Source organism: Myxococcus sp. CA056 (genome assembly GCF_013336715.1).
GTDB lineage: Bacteria > Myxococcota > Myxococcia > Myxococcales > Myxococcaceae > Myxococcus > Myxococcus llanfairpwllgwyngyllgogerychwyrndrobwllllantysiliogogogochensis.
In genome coordinates this window covers 181,049-196,146 of the sequence record NZ_JABUMT010000010.1, presented here as the reverse complement: position 1 = coordinate 196,146, position 15,098 = coordinate 181,049, and the positions used below count along the sequence as shown (strand labels likewise).

At 69.8% G+C, this 15,098-nt stretch carries 10 protein-coding genes; 5 read left to right on the top strand and 5 right to left on the bottom strand.

The features are described 5' to 3' along the window. Positions 1-87 precede the first annotated feature (87 nt). The 5 genes from HUA76_RS31780 to acnA all read left to right on the top strand — a co-directional run bounded on the left by HUA76_RS31780 (position 88) and on the right by acnA (position 7,972). Positions 88-1,116 (top strand): YafY family protein, encoded by a 1,029-nt coding sequence (locus HUA76_RS31780; RefSeq protein ID WP_174454759.1) that lies wholly within the window; start codon positions 88-90, stop codon positions 1,114-1,116. After that, entirely contained in the window at positions 1,113-2,042 is a 930-nt protein-coding gene (locus tag HUA76_RS31775; RefSeq protein WP_174462931.1) for a WYL domain-containing protein, read from the top strand. The genes HUA76_RS31780 and HUA76_RS31775 overlap by 4 nt, the downstream gene beginning before the upstream one ends. A gap of 7 nt (positions 2,043-2,049) precedes the next feature. Further along, a complete protein-coding gene (locus tag HUA76_RS31770; protein WP_141642698.1) occupies positions 2,050-3,642 on the top strand; it encodes an FHA domain-containing protein in 1,593 nt (530 codons plus the stop codon). Between the two features lie 119 nt (positions 3,643-3,761). Then, complete coding sequence (locus tag HUA76_RS31765; protein WP_174462930.1) at positions 3,762-5,030, top strand: phosphatidylserine/phosphatidylglycerophosphate/cardiolipin synthase family protein; 1,269 nt, start codon at positions 3,762-3,764, stop codon at positions 5,028-5,030. A gap of 209 nt (positions 5,031-5,239) precedes the next feature. Next, positions 5,240-7,972, top strand: coding sequence for an aconitate hydratase AcnA (gene acnA / locus HUA76_RS31760; RefSeq protein ID WP_141642697.1), 2,733 nt, complete (start codon positions 5,240-5,242; stop codon positions 7,970-7,972). A gap of 96 nt (positions 7,973-8,068) precedes the next feature. Here acnA and HUA76_RS31755 read toward each other — a convergent pair whose 3' ends face one another. From HUA76_RS31755 to HUA76_RS31735, 5 genes are read right to left on the bottom strand one after another with little or no spacing between them, the layout of a single operon-like run. Continuing rightward, positions 8,069-8,491 carry an HD domain-containing protein gene (locus HUA76_RS31755; RefSeq protein ID WP_174462929.1) on the bottom strand — a complete coding sequence of 141 codons (423 nt, stop codon included), beginning with the start codon at positions 8,489-8,491 and terminating at the stop codon, positions 8,069-8,071. A 54-nt stretch (positions 8,492-8,545) separates the two neighbouring features. Beyond that, positions 8,546-9,163 carry a hypothetical protein gene (locus tag HUA76_RS31750; RefSeq protein ID WP_174454761.1) on the bottom strand — a complete coding sequence of 206 codons (618 nt, stop codon included), beginning with the start codon at positions 9,161-9,163 and terminating at the stop codon, positions 8,546-8,548. A 5-nt stretch (positions 9,164-9,168) separates the two neighbouring features. Beyond that, positions 9,169-10,245, bottom strand: coding sequence for a PilW family protein (locus HUA76_RS31745; RefSeq protein WP_141642694.1), 1,077 nt, complete (start codon positions 10,243-10,245; stop codon positions 9,169-9,171). Beyond that, a complete protein-coding gene (locus HUA76_RS31740) occupies positions 10,242-10,823 on the bottom strand; it encodes a type II secretion system protein J (RefSeq protein WP_174454763.1) in 582 nt (193 codons plus the stop codon). Before HUA76_RS31740 ends, HUA76_RS31745 begins: the two co-directional genes overlap by 4 nt. Beyond that, positions 10,820-15,061 carry a hypothetical protein gene (locus tag HUA76_RS31735; RefSeq protein WP_174454764.1) on the bottom strand — a complete coding sequence of 1,414 codons (4,242 nt, stop codon included), beginning with the start codon at positions 15,059-15,061 and terminating at the stop codon, positions 10,820-10,822. The genes HUA76_RS31740 and HUA76_RS31735 overlap by 4 nt, the downstream gene beginning before the upstream one ends. Positions 15,062-15,098 lie beyond the last annotated feature (37 nt).

Below are 15,098 nucleotides of genomic sequence, written 5' to 3'. Positions count from 1 at the left end.
TCGCCGACCGGGCCGCTGTTTCCCACTGTCACGTACCCCTTCCTTGACCCCCCGGGGTCCGCCCGGCATCGTCGCCGATCTTCCCGAATGGACCGCACCGAACGCATCCTCGACCTCGTAGCCCTCTTGCTCGACGCCCGCGAGCCCATCTCATGGGCGGAGCTGCGCGAGCACTTCCCCGCTGACTACGGAGGTTCGGACGACGCCGCCGAGCGCAAGTTCGAGCGCGACAAGGCGGAGCTGGTGGAACTGGGCTTTCCGCTCACCTACGTCCAGGGCGATGACGAGCGCCGCGATGGCTACATCGTGGACCGTGACGCCTACTACCTGCCGGAGGCGGACCTGACGAAGGAGGAGCTGGCCGTGCTCTACGCCGCCGGCTCCGCGGCGCTCGCGTCCGGCGTCTTCCCCGGCAGGGATGACCTGGCGCACGCGCTGCGCAAGATTGGCTTCTTCGCGGGCGAGTCGCTGCCCACGCCCAGGGTCCGCATGGAGCTGGGCGCCACCCAGGCGGGACAGGAGAAGGAGGTCTCCGCCCGCCTCGAGCAGCTCTGGGACGCCTGCGCCTCGCGCAAGTGGGTGGAGATGTCCTACGCCAGCCCCAAGCACCCGGGCACCACGCAGCGCAAGGTGGACCCCTACGGGCTCGCGTTGCGGCGGGGCGTCTGGACGCTCGTGGGCCACTGCCACCTGCGCGGCGGCCTGCGCACGTTCCATGTCCACCGCGTGCGCGAGCTGAAGGCGAACACCGCCCGTCCTCGCACGCCGGACTTCCAGGTGCCGGAGGACTTCTCGCTCGACAACCACGTGGCGTACTTCCCGTGGCAGCACCGCTTCCACGAGCCGCTGGAGGTCGTGCTGCGGCTGTCGGGTGCGCTGGCGTCGCGCGCCTCGGGCCTGTTCCCGGGCGCGGTGCTGGAGCCGGTGGCGGAGGGCGGTGTCACGCTCGCGCGGCTGAAGGTGAGCTTCCTGGATGGGCTCACGCGCTTCTGCCTCTCGCTGGGGGCGGACTGTGTCGTGGAGGGGCCGGAGAGTGCCCGGTCGCGGCTGCGGGAGATGGCCGCGCGCGTCGCCAACCGTCACGCGGACGCGCTGGAAGACAAGGTGAGCGCATGAGCAACGTCCACGAGCGGCTCCGCCGCCTGCTGTTCCTCGTCCCGTATGTGTCCAAGCACCCCGGCGTCACGGTGGAGGCGCTCGCGCGAGCCCTCAACATCAGCCGCGAGGACCTGCTGGAGGAGCTGGACCTGCTCACGTGCGTGGGCCGGCCACCCTTCAACCCGGACGACTACATCGACATCTACGTGGACAATGACCGCGTCTACGTGGACCTGGACCAGCGCCTGTTCGCGCCGCCCCGGCTGACCGCGGGAGAGGCCGCCGCGCTGGCCGCCTCGGCGGAGCTGTTGCGCCCGGCCTCCGGCGACGCGCTCCAGAGCGCCCTCCAGAAGCTGGAGCATGTGCTCCCACCCCAGGTGCGTGAGCGCTACCGGGAGATGTACCGGAAGATTGACGCCTCCACGGAGGCGCCCCAGGCGCTGGGGCCGCTCACCCGCGCCATTCTCGAAAGACGAGAAGTCACGTTCGGCTATGCCAGCCCGGGCCGGGCCGCCGAGCCGCGCCGGGTGCGTCCGTATGAGCTGCTCAGCCACCGGGGACAGTGGTATCTCCAGGGCTTCTGCCACACCCGGCAGGACGCTCGCCTGTTCCGGCTGGACCGGATGGAAGACCTCACCGTTACCGAAACGCCATTTCTCCCCCCGCCCGACGCCCGGGCGGACGTTCCCAACCCGGCCCGGAGCAGCTCCGAGGCGTCCGTGCGCGTGCGGTTCTCGCCCGTGGCGGCGCCCTATGTGAAGGAGCGCTTCGGCCAGGACGCTCGCCCGCTGGCCGATGGGGGCGTGGAAGTCCTCGTGGCCGGTGACAGCGAGCGCTGGCTCACGCAGTGGGTGCTGTCGTTTGGCGGCGAGGCGGAGGTGATGGAACCGGTCTCCGCGCGAGCGGCCGTTGCCCGAGCGGCGCGTGCCTCGATAGGATTGTAGGGCCCCCATGCCTTTCCAGCTGACGATCTCCGAGGGAAAAGACGCCGGCAAGGAGTTCGTCTTCGACCAGGACTCCGTGCTCATCGGTCGTACGTCCGAATGTGACGTCGTGCTGTACGACCCGGGCGTGTCCCGCAAACATTGCCGCCTGTTCCTCGACGGCGACGCCTACAGCGTCGAGGACCAGGGCAGCGCCAACGGCACCTTGCTCAACGGCACTGCGGTGCAGACGCAGGCCCTGGAGGACGGCGACAAGCTGACCCTGGGGCCGGTGACGTTCGTCTTCGCCCTGATGACGGATGAGCCCTCCACCGGCGAGGAGGAAGTGCCCGCCGGGGCGGAGGACGGCGCGAACAGCACCCGCATCGTCTCCGTGGACGCGCTGAAGCGTCAGCGCAACAAGGGCGTGGCCCTGGCTCCCGAGGGCGCGGACGAGGAGGCCCTGGAGGAGATGCGCCAGGGCGCCACGCGCAACAACCTGCGAGCGCTGCGGCCCGCGGGGCAGAGTGGCGCACGCGCGGCGCTGGCCGCGTCGTCGGAGCCCGCGGCCATCGAGAAGGCACCCTCGTCGGCCCCCGTGCCTCGCCGTCCTCCGGCGACCTCCTCCGCGCCCGTGCGCGCGCGGCCGTCCTCCAATGCCGGTGCGGGCAGCGGCCTGTCCGCCGCCGAGCGCGCCCGCATCCGCCGTGAGTCTCCGGGCCTGGTGGCGAGCGCGAAGCTGTTCTGGGCGGACGCGAGCAACATGGTGCGCGGCGGCCTGGTGGGCGGCGCTGTCACCGTGGTGCTGGGACTCTTCGGCCTGTTGTACTGGCTGGTGCTCAGCGGCGCGGACACGGGACCGGTGGGCGAGGAGCCCTCGGTGCTCACCCAGCAGCCCATCCGCGACTCGTTCGGCCTGGGGCCCGACGTGACCTGGGCCCGGGCGGACATGAAGATTTTCGAGTGGGAGTACACCGCCGCCACCAAGGCCGTGGTCATCCTCCACTACCAGTCGCAGGGCATCTCCAAGGACGAGGTGATGGTCAGCGTCAACGGCGTGGACGTGGGCAAGGTGCCCCCGGACACGCTGGCCAGCCAGGACCGCTCGCTGGAGCTGATGATTCCGTCCCAGCACCTGAAGAAGGGCGAGCCCAACCGCATCGTCTTCGACAACACCAAGAATCCGCCGGGCGAGGACCCCTGGCGTATCTGGAACGTGTGGGTCGAGCGCGCGCTGTTGCCGGACCTGCTGCCCGAGGAGCTGCTGCGTCAGGCCACCGAGTCCTACAAGCGCGGCCGGAAGAACAACGACACGCCGGACATTGGCGCCCGCAACCGCTACGAGGCGTGGAAGTCCTTCCGCGAGGCGTGGCTGATGCTGGAGGCCCACCCGGAGCCCAAGCCGGACCTCTACTACGAGGCCCAGGAGCGCATGAAGGTGGCGCAGCAGGAGCTGGACCGGACCTGCGCCAAGCTGCTGCTGGAGGTGGAGGGCTACTACAACCAGGGCAACTACAAGGCCGCTTCCGCCACCCTGGACCACGTGAAGCAGTACTTCCCGGAGTTTGACCAGCCGTGTGCCACCCGCGCCGAGAACAAGCGCGGAGAGTACGGGCTGTAGCCGCCCCCCAGCTTTCGCGAGCTTGCACCGTCCCGCACCGGACGGTGCATCACCCTGGAGGGCCGTTCAGGCGGCCCTTCGGGTTGCCGCTCCGTGGCGCCGTCCTCACCGTGAGGACCATGCGCGACCTGGAGGTGATGAGCGAGAGGACGGGAGTGTCGGGAGAGGCGCTTCCCAAGCCCGGCTGTGCCCAGAGCCCCCTGCCAGAGCGAGCGCCCGTCTGGAGCCCCGGTGTCTCCGGCCTGCTCCTGGCGCGCTACTACCTGCCGCGCGGCCACGCGGTGACTCGGGGCAACGCGTGCGTGCTCCTGCGCGACGGCGTGGAGGCGTATCCGGCGATGCTGGAGGCCATCCGGCGGGCCCGGCGCTATATCCGCCTGGAGACGTACATGTTCATCACCGACGCCGTCGGTGAGCTGTTCGGCACGGCGCTCGCGGAGGCCGCCGAGCGCGGCGTGCACGTGAAGGTGCTCTACGACGCGGTGGGCTCCTGGACGAGCCGGAAGGGCTACTTCGAGGAGCTGCGCCAGCGCGGCGTGGACATCCGCCCCTTCAAGCCCTTCAACCTGTCGCACGGCTGGCGACACCTGCTGCGCCGGGACCACCGCAAAATCCTCGTCGTGGACGGCGAGGTCGCCTTCACCGGCGGGGTGAACATCTCCGCGCACTGGGCCCCGGAAGGGGAGGGCGCCGGGTGGCGCGACGACGTGCTGCGAATCGAGGGCCCCGCGGTGCACGCCCTGGAGCGGCGCTTCCTGGCCACCTGGCGGATGATGTTCCAGAACCGCATCCACCGCTGGGCGTCCGGGCTGCAGCACCGCCTGCGCCGGCGTCGGGCCGCGTCCCCGCGAGGCGCCACGGGGCTGGCGGTGCTGTCCAGCCGGCGGAGCATCCACCGCGCCTATCTGCACGCCATCCAGCGCTCCCGGCGCAGCGTGCTCATCGCCGCGGCGTACTTCGTGCCGGACCGCAAGCTCGTCGCCGCCCTGCGCGACGCGGCCCGGCGGGGCGTGGAGGTGAGCCTGCTCCTCAACGCCCGCAGCGACCACCCCCTGCTGGAGTTCGTCACCCGGGCCTTCTACGAGAAGCTCCTGGGGGCGGGGGTGCGCATCTTCGAGTGGCAGCGCGGTGTGCTCCACGCGAAGACGGCCGTGGTGGACGGGGCCTGGGGCACCATCGGCTCCTTCAACCTGGAGCGGCTGAGCCTGGCCTTCAACCACGAGGTGAACGCCGTGTTCGCCGACCCCAAGCTGGGCCAGGAACTGGAGGACTCCTTCCGAGCGGACTGCGGTGATTGCCGCGAGGTGACGCTGGCGGAATTCCGCCGCCGGCCCCTCTGGCGCAAGCTGCTGGAGCGCGCCCTGTACAGCCTGCGCAAGGTGTTCTGAGGGACGCGGTCTTGTCCCCGGCCCGCCGCGCCGTTACGGACAGGGTGTCTCAGACGACATTCCCCAGGGGGACGCATGGTTCCGATGAGCGGGGCTGGACTCTTGCTGGGTCAACAGTCCATCGCCGGATGCGCGTGCAGGAACCCTTTGCAACGCGTCAAAGGCGATCCTAGAAGTCCCCACATCCTGCGCACGGAAGGGCACCGCACATGACCGACAGTTTCGGCACGAAGTCCAAGCTCCAGGTGGGCTCGGCCACCTATGACTACTTCAGCCTGAGCAAGCTGGCCAAGGCACATCCCTCGGTGGATCGCCTTCCCTTCTCGTTGAAGGTGCTGCTGGAGAACCTGCTGCGCAACGAGGATGGCCGCGTCGTCAAGCGTGAGCACGTCGAGAAGATGCTGGCGTGGGACCCCAAGGCCACCCCGGACGTGGAGATTTCCTTCCACCCCGCGCGCGTGCTCCTCCAGGACTTCACCGGCGTGCCCGCCGTGGTGGACATGGCGGCGATGCGCGAGGCCCTGGCCACCATGGGTGGCGACCCCGCCAAAATCAATCCGCGCAACCCCGCCGACCTGGTCATCGACCACTCGGTGCAGATCGACTCCTTCGCCACGACGGCGGCCTTCAAGGAGAACGCGGAGCTGGAGTTCGAGCGCAACCGCGAGCGCTACGCCTTCCTGCGCTGGGGACAGAGCGCGTTCAAGGGCTTTGGCGTCGTCCCGCCGGACATCGGCATCTGCCACCAGGTGAATCTGGAGTTCCTGGCGCAGGTGACGTTCCGTCAGGGCACCACGGTGTACCCGGACACGCTGGTGGGCACCGACAGCCACACGACGATGATCAACGGCCTGGGCGTGGTGGGCTGGGGCGTGGGCGGCATCGAGGCGGAGGCCGCGCTGCTCGGCCAGCCGATTACGATGCTCATCCCCCAGGTGGTGGGCTTCAAGCTCACCGGCGCGCTGCCCGCGGGCGCCACCGCGACGGACCTGGTGCTCACCGTCACGCAGATGCTTCGCAAGAAGGGCGTGGTCGGCAAGTTCGTGGAGTTCTTCGGCACCGGCCTCAAGGGCCTGTCCCTCCCGGACCGCGCCACCATCGCGAACATGGCGCCCGAGTACGGGGCGACCATCGGCTTCTTCCCCGTGGACGAGGAGAGCCTCAACTACCTGCGCTTCACCGGCCGTCCCGACGCCGTCGTCGCCCTCACGGAGTCCTACGCCAAGGAGCAGGGCCTGTGGCGCAAGGATGACGCGCCGGAGCCGCTCTTCACCGACACGCTGGAGCTGGACCTGGCCACGGTGGTCCCCAGCCTCGCGGGCCCCAAGCGTCCGCAGGACCGCGTCCCGCTGACGGACATGAAGTCCGGCTACGAGAAGTCGCTCGTGGAGATGCTCGCGGCCGGCAAGAGCAAGGGCGAGGACGACGAGGGTGGCGGCAAGGCCAAGGCCCCCGCGGCCCAGGTCCCTCCTGAGCGGCTGGCGCAGACCGTCACCGTGAAGCAGGGCCGGGAGAGCTACCAACTGGGCCACGGCGCGGTGGTGATTGCGTCGATTACGTCCTGCACCAACACGTCCAACCCGGCGGTGCTGGTGGGCGCGGGCCTGCTCGCGAAGAAGGCCGTGGAGAAGGGCCTCAACCCCAAGCCCTGGGTGAAGACGAGCCTGGCGCCTGGCAGCCGCGTCGTCACCGAGTACCTGCGTGACTCGGGCCTGTTGCCCTACCTGGAGGCCGTCGGCTTCCACGTGGTGGGCTACGGCTGCACCACGTGCATCGGCAACTCCGGTCCGCTGACGGAGCCCGTCGCCAACGCCGTCGTCGAGGGAGACCTCGTCGTCGCCGCGGTGCTCTCCGGCAACCGCAACTTCGAGGGCCGCATCAACCCGCACGTGCGCATGAACTACCTGGCCAGCCCTCCGCTGGTGGTGGCCTACGCGCTCGCCGGCGAGGTGGGGCTGGACATGGACAAGGAGCCGCTGGGCCTGGACCCCAATGGCCGCCCCGTGTTCCTCAAGGACATCTGGCCCACCAACGAGGAAATCAAGACGGTCATCCGCGCGTCGGTGAAGCCCGAGCAGTTCCGCAGCCAGTACGCCAACGCCATGGACGGCGACGCGCTCTGGCAGCAGCTGCCCGTGGGCAAGGGCTCCACGTTCCAGTGGGACATCAAGTCCACCTACGTGCGCAAGCCGCCCTTCTTCGAGAACCTCCCGAAGGAGCCCAAGGCCACGCAGGACATCAAGGGCGCGCGCGTGCTGGCGCTCCTGGGTGACTCCGTGACGACGGACCACATCTCGCCCGCAGGCAACATCGCCAAGACGAGCCCGGCGGCCAAGTACCTGATGGCGGAGGGCGTGGAGCCCAAGGACTTCAACTCCTACGGCGCGCGTCGCGGCAACCACGAGGTGATGGTGCGCGGCACCTTCGCCAACATCCGCCTGAAGAACCTGCTCGTGCCCGGCGTGGAGGGTGGCGTCACCGTGCACATCCCCACCCGCGAGCGGATGAGCATCTACGACGCCTCCATGAAGTACCAGGCGGACAACACCGCGCTGGTGGTGCTGGCCGGCGCCGAGTACGGCACGGGCTCCAGCCGTGACTGGGCGGCCAAGGGCACGCAGTTGCTCGGCGTGAAGGCCGTCATCGCCAAGAGCTTCGAGCGCATCCACCGCTCCAACCTCGTGGGCATGGGCGTGCTGCCCCTGCAGTTCGAGGCGGGCCAGGACGCGCAGTCGCTCGGCCTCACCGGCCACGAGACGTTCGAAATCACGGGCATCGCGCAGGATTTGGCGCCGCAGAAGAAGCTCACCGTGAAGGCCACGGGTGAGGGCGGCACCAAGGAGTTCACCGCGGTGTGCCGCATCGACACGCCGAACGAGCTCGACTACTACCGGCACGGCGGCATCCTCCAGTACGTGCTGCGCCAGCTCGCGAAGGCGTAGTCCCGGAAGACAGAGACCGGCACCCGCTTTCCTCGGCGGGTGCGGGACTCGCACAGCGGCCCGGAGTGCCCATGTGGCGCTCCGGGCCGTCGTGTCTCAGAGCTCCTTGAGCCGGGCCCAGGCGGCGCGGTAGCGGGCCAGCCGCTCCGTGTCCTTGGCCGTCACCGCGGTGAGCCGGCGCACGTCCATGTTGTCTTCCAGGTCCGCGAGCTTCACCCGCCGCGCCAGCGCGTCCGGACGCAGGCGCTCGATGAAGGCCTCGTACGTCTCGTGCTCCCGCCGCGTGAGGCCCTCCAGCGCGCGCAGCACTTGCTCCGGATATCCCTGCTCCCGCAGCCGCTCCAGCGTCCAGGGCGTGTCCTCCACCACGTCGTGAAGGATTGCGACGGTGCGCTCCTCCTCCGTCTCCAGCCGCATCATCAGCCGCAGCGGGTGCAGGATGTAGGGCTGGCCCGCCTTGTCCCGCTGGCCGCGGTGCGCCTCCACGGCGAGGGCAATCGCGTCTTCGAGGGTGGGCATTCCAGGTGTCCTTCGTGAGGCGCGGCGTCGAGGTCGGCGGAAGTCAGGGCCGCGTCAGTTGTGGTTGCCGGAGCCCGTTCCCGTGGTGCCCTGGGACGTGTTGGCGCCGCCTCCGCCGTTGTAGCTGAGCAGTCCCTCGAGCGCGAGGGTGGTGGGGCTCTGCGTCCCGTCGCTGCGGCGGGGGCGCAGCGTCTTGGAGATGCACACCGCGCCAACGACGACCACCTGGTCATTGTCGCGCCGCCAGTTGGGGGCGACGGGGTCGAACTCGTCCTCGTTGTCGCGGATGTAGAGGTACACGTCGTCCTCGCCGTCACCGTCCACGTCGGCGAAGAGGGCGCGCTTCGCGGTGCGCAGCGCGGTGGAGAACGGGTCCGCGGGCGTCGGGTTGAACGTGGAGCGCACCGGGTCGTGGATGGTCGGCGCGGCGAGATAGGTGTTCCAGTTCGAGTAGTTGCGCCCGTAGTAGCTGCGCGCGAGCTGGAGACCGCTCTCCGCGCAGCTCTGCCGCTGGCCGGTGCGGCTGCTGGCGACGGCGCGCACGCGCTCACCGCCCGCGTACACCATGAGGCTGGCGACCAGGCCCAGCAGCACGGTGACGAGCATGACCACGACAATCAACGTGGCGCCGCGAGCGGCGCGGTGGAAGGGCTTGCGCGACTTGGGGCTCATGGCGCTCACAGGTTGGCGGCCGCCAGGTTGGGCAGCTCCAGACGGCGGGTGTAGAGGCTGCGGTAGAAGCCATCCGCGGCGACGGCGGCCGGCGGCACGTGGTTCTCCGTGGTGATGGGCTTGTCGTCCGCCAGCACCGCGGTGCTCTGCGTGTTGCGGCGCGGGTTGCGGCCGGTGGCCACCACGCTGACGCGCACCGTGCGCAGGCCCGGCTCGAAGCCGGAGCCCAGCCCGTGCCGCCACGTGTACTGGGACGGGTCCTCCTGGCCCGAGGCGTCGAAGCCGAAGGCCACCTGCAGGTCCTCCACGTTCTCCTGCACGACGAAGGGCGGGGTCGCCGCCGGCTCCGAGAAGGGCCTGCCCAGCGCATCCGCCACCAGCCTGCCTTCCGTGCGCAAGAGCGACGGCCGTCCCGACGTGGGGTGGGGGCCGATGAAGAAGTGCACCAGCCGCACCGGATAGACGAGGTCCCCGCTCTGGTAGCCGCCCTTCTCCGGCGCGTTGGAGAAGCCCACCGTCCCCGCCTCGGCGTAGTTCACCTGGCCCGGCACGCCTGGAGACGGCGGGGTGACGACGATGTTGGAGATGAGCGCGGCGCTCGTCATGTTGCTGACCAGGTGGAGCGAGGTCGGCTTGAGGCTCTGCGTGCACGTCACCTGGAGCGCGCCTGTGCCGGGGCGCACCACGGAGACCGCGGCGCCGGGCGTGACGCAGGGCTCGCCCAGGTAGTCGCGGTCCGGCACCACCAGCCACAAGTCGTCGCTGCCGTTGGCGGTGGGCGTGTTGGGAGTGGTGCCCAGGCCGGTGGTGCCGTCGCGGCCGAAGATGGCGCTGACACGCACGGGCACACCGGCCTGCCGCACCCAGATGCCGCCGGGCGCGCCCGCGCCGGCCTGGCGCACCATGCTCATGATGGCCTCGCCCGCGAACCGGGAGGCGTCATGGCTGTCGGCCGTGTGCTCCGTGTTGTGGACGATGCGGCTGCCCGCCATCATCAGCGCCGCCGCGGCCGCGATGATGATGGCCGTGAGGGCCAGGGCGACCATCGTCTCCAGCAGGGTCATTCCTCGCCGGGCTCTCATTGGACGAACACCTCGTTGTGGAACTGGGCGCGCTCCGCGGTGTCGCCCTTGCGCACGACGCGGGTCCAGACCGTCACGGGCCGCGAGCCCGCGGGAAGGAGCGCGGAGGCCGCGGTGGGCACGTCGAGCGGCAGGCCGGTCGTCACGAGAATCTCCCGGCAGTACGTGCCGTCCGGCAGCGAGGCGTCGTTGCACGCCGTGTTGGCGGGGATGCCCGCGAGCGGCTCCACCTGGCCGGTGGCGGACAGCTTGAAGTACGCCCCGGAGCTGGGGTCACCGGCCACGGGCACGCTCGGGTCCGCCCGCCACGGCGCGGTGCCGGGAGCAATCTTGGTGGGGGCCAGCGTGGGACGCGCCACCGCCTGCGCGAGCAGCGGGCCCTTGGCGGCCAGCCACAGCCGCTGCGTGCTCGCCTCGAGCAGGTGTCGCTTCACCTGGAGCAACTGCCCGTCGTGCACGTCGCGCGAGGCGAACACCATTCCGCCCACCGCGCCGGTGGCGGCGAGCGCCAACACCATCATCGCGATGAGCACTTCGATGAGACTGGAGCCCCGAGGGGCGCGAGGATGTGAGTTCATTCGAAGAACCTCTGGCTCCAGTTGAGCAGCCGGAAGATGAAGCCACCCTGGCCATTGACGCGCAGTTCCTCGTTCGGGCTGGAGGGGCCCTTGGCGCCGGAGTTGTCGATGCGCGTGTTGGTGATGCGGCTGACCTCCAGCCCCACCACGTAGTCTTGCGACGAGGCGCCGTTCTCGCGGTGGTACACCGTGACGCCTCCGAAGTTGGCCAGGTTCAGGCCGGACAGGTTCGTGGCCGCGGCGCTGGCCGAGGTGGCGGTGTTGCCCAAATCCAGCTTCCAGGTGTTGCCGGACATCATCCCGTCGAGCGCCATCAGGTCGCCCAGCTTCCCGTTGGCCGTGCTGAAGTACGCGGTGCGTCCCGCAACGGTGATGTTGCCGTAGATGTGTCGGGGACCCGCGAAGGACAGGGGGAAGGGGGCGGGCTCCTGGAGCACGCCCTGGTTCTCGGCCAGGGTGTGCGCGCTCGAGGCCGTAATCGGGGCGTTGTTCAGCTTGAAGCCGTCCACGCCCATGGGCAGCCGCCGCTTGCGGTCCAGCATCGCCAGGTGCACCTGGCCCGCGGCACCCGGCTGCACCCAGTCCACGCCGCCCGTGCCCACCATGGCGATGAGCTCACCCTCGTAGCCCTTCAGGGCGGTGCCGGTGGTGATGTCCTGCGGCAGCCGCGCCAGCGCCACGTTGGTGGTGATGGGCCGGCGCTCGGTGTCGGTGGAGTCGGTGTCCAGCGCGGAGTACTTGCACGGCGATGTCTCCGAGCACGAGGGGCCCAGGCGCAGCACGTTGGAGTTCTGCCCGGTGGCGCCGTCCAGCTCCCACAGCCGTCCCTCCATGTCGCCCACGTACAGGCGCGAGGCGCCGCCTGTGTCCGTCAGCACGGTGGGCGCGGTGGGCGAGGTGTTGTCCACCCAGCTCTGCGTGTAGTCCTGCTCCCACTGCCACAGCTTCTGGCCGGTGGCGGCGTCGATGGCGAAGACCTCCATGCCGAACGCGGGCGCGCCGGAGGCGCCCGAGCTGCTGGAGGCGACGAACACGGCATAGACGGGCTCCAGGCCCTGGCGCACCACGCCCACGGACAGACCGCGCGTGCCGCCCAGGCCCCCGTAGTTGTAGAGGCCGGAGGGCTCACGGCCCGGGTCCGCCTGGGGCGCCATGAGGAAGCGCGCGTCCTTCTCCTTCCACTTCACCGCCCACTGCGTGCCGCCCGTGTCGCGGTCCGCCAGCTCCACCGGCGCGAACGCCGGGACGGCGCCCGTCTGCGCGTGGCTGCCCACCAGGTGCCACAGCAGCACCGGGCGCAACGGGTTCGTGATGTCCATGGCGAACAAGTCCCGGCCCGGGTTGCCCACGTTGGCCACGAGCACCGTGTGCCACTCGCGCTTGCCGCTGCCCACGAAGTCCGCGAAGACGTCCATCACCACCGGCGCGCTGTTGACGCGCGCGTTGTTGCTGCGCAGCCACGGAATCTGCGTGGCCGGCAGGAAGCTCCACAGCTCCGTGCCCCGAGCCGGCGTCGCGCCGCCGAGGAAGCTCTGGCTCCAGTTCTTCGGGAAGGCGGAGGCCGCGGGGCTGACGTTCGGGAAGGACAGCGTCTCCGCCGGGCCGTCGTAGCCAGCGCCGCCCGACACGTAGAAGGCGTGGAGCTGGCCGTCCAGGCCCGCCGCGTACGCCACGGTGGGGCGGGGCGCGCCCTGGTCCGGGATGTTCGCGCTGGCCTTCACCACCGCGGGCGCGGAGTGGACGAAGCCGCCCAGGTGCGCGCGGTTGTCCGCCTCGTCGTTGTTGCACTGGCTGTCGGAGGGCTCGAGGATGGGCGTGCCCGAGGCGTCGTTCCCCGAGCTGGTGGCGATGCAGAAGCCGCGCACGCGCTGGAGCAGCTGCGCCACCGCGTCGAAGTCCGCGGTGTGCTTCGCCTTGTTGACGGCCTCCGTGCTCTGCCCGAAGTCGGTGCCCGGCAGCTGCGGGGAGTACTGCACCGCCTGCTGCAAGTCGCACACGCCATCGCCCGTCGGGGTGGTGATGAAGTCGAAGCGCGACGTGCCGTCGGGGTTCTGGGCCTCGCCCAGCTTCAGCACGTCCACGCAGCCCGAGTTGGGGGCGGTGCCGTAGTTGGCGTTGATGTCGGTGCCGTCCACGTTTTGCGGCTTCCAGCCCACCTGGAGCACCCCGCGCGGAGCGCGCAGGCCAGCGCCCAGCGAGGGATTGGTCCGCACCTGTCCACCGAAGTAGGTGAAGAGGTTGCGCTCGCCGGGGCGGGGCAGCGCGGTGTCCGCGTCCCACAGGGTGGAGGAGTCCAGGTTGCTCTCGCCCGTGGCGAGCGCGTCGCCGCCGATGAGCGAGTGGGCGCGCAGGTGGCCCGGGAAGTATGGGAACACCCACTGCGAACCCTGGGCGTGCACGTACGTGTCCACGCCGGGCGGATAACCCGACACCGCGTCGTAGGTGGCCGCGAACACCAGGGCGCGAGACCCGTCGGAGTCGCTGCCGTTGGTGTCGTCGAAGGCGACGGGCGCGGAGAGGGCGCGCTCGCTGCTCAGGGGCTCGGAGCCGAGGTTGAGCAGCGTGTTGAGCACGATGCGCGTGCCGGGGACGCTCGACTTGAAGTCGTGGCCCGCGAGATAGACGATGGTCGCCTTCTTCGGGTCATTGTCCTTCTGGTTGAAGCTGAAGAAGTCGTGCCCGCGCCGGTTGTCCTCCGCGACCTGGGCGGCGTTGTCGAAGACGTGCTCGTCCTTGTGGCCGTACCAGCTCACCGCCAGACGGCGCACCCCGTCCTTGTAAGTCACGCGGTAGTTCTCCGTGTGGCCCACCACGCTGTTGAAGCGGAAGTCTCCCATCTGGGAGAACGGGTCTCCGGCGTTGGGGTAGAGGATGCATTCCTGCCGGTTGGCCAGCGGCTGGGCCATGTAGTCCGGGTCCGTGCAGTTGCGCCCGTCCCAGTCATCGCCATCGCTGAGCTTGTTGTACTGGAAGTTGCTCGCCCCCTGGAACCGGGAGCTGAGCACCGGCGTGTTGTCCGGGCGCCTCGTCGTCTCGTAGGACCAGATGCTCGCGCACTCGGCGAACAGGCCGTTGCCGCGCTGGTTGGTGAAGTGCGCGATGTTGTTGAGGGCGTTCTCGCGCTGCGTCGTCGCGCCGTCGCCGTTGGCCACGTACTCATTGCGGGCTTCGTTTCCGATTTCCCAGTGGGGCGCCCAGAACACCTTGTAGCGAGGCTTCTGGGTGACGGGGTCCACCGCGTTGAGCAGCCCCTTGGTGAAGGTGGCCGTGGAGATGAGGTCCACGTTGGCGTGGAGCGCGTCGTAGATGAGGCCGGGCTTCTTGTTGTTGAGCGTGCAGCCCGACGTCGTCCCCTCGGGGCAACCACCGGCTCCCGGGAAGTCCAGGCCCGCGTTGCGCAGGTAGTCGTCCAACATGCCGCCCTTCACCAGGGGGTCTCCGTTGCTGTTCTTGCCGTCGGACAAGTCCAGCAGGGCGATTCTGGGCGGGACGCGGTTGATGCGGCGGGCCACTGGCGCGGTGAACTCGATGGTGGCCTGGTGCATGCGCACGTGGTGGCAGCCGCTGTTGTTCTTGAAGGTGGCGCAGTCGTTCGCGCACGCGGTGCGGAACTTCTCCGGGGACAGGTCGCCGGTGCCGTCGCGGATGAAGTCGATGACGTACTTGGCATCCGCCGCGTCGATGATGAAGGCGCCGCCCATGTACCGCACCGTGCTGAAGCGCGGGCCGGTGACGGTGTTGTTCAGCGTCGCGGCGGTGAAGAACGGGCGGGCGTTGGCGGCCGTGGTGGTGAAGTTCTCGATGGCGCCGTACGGATAGATGCCGGTGGCGGGGAGCGCGCTGCCGTAGTTCACCGGCACCACGGGCTGCTCCGCGGTGTTGGTGATGGTGAAGTCGCAGCCGTCGTTCCACCGCGTGTCGTTGACGGGCGCCGGCGGTGTGTGGCGGTTGGTGGGCACGCACCGGTTGGGCGACGCCTTCAAATCATTGATGGCCAGATACACCGTCACCGGGTGGCTGGCGTTGGCGCCTCCTGGCTGGTTCGACTGGAGGATGCGCCACACCAGTCCGTACGCGGACAGCGAGCCGCAGCCCCGCTGGAAGGTGGCCTGCTCGGGAATGATGAGCGCGCCGCGACTGAAGGTGACGAGGTCCGTCGCCGAGGCGGGCAGTGCCACCAGCAAGGACATGGCGACGAGCGCGCGCCACAGCGTGGAAGAAGGGGGCCGAGGAGTCATGGGGTGCTCCCACCGGGGGTGAACCGACCCAATCCGG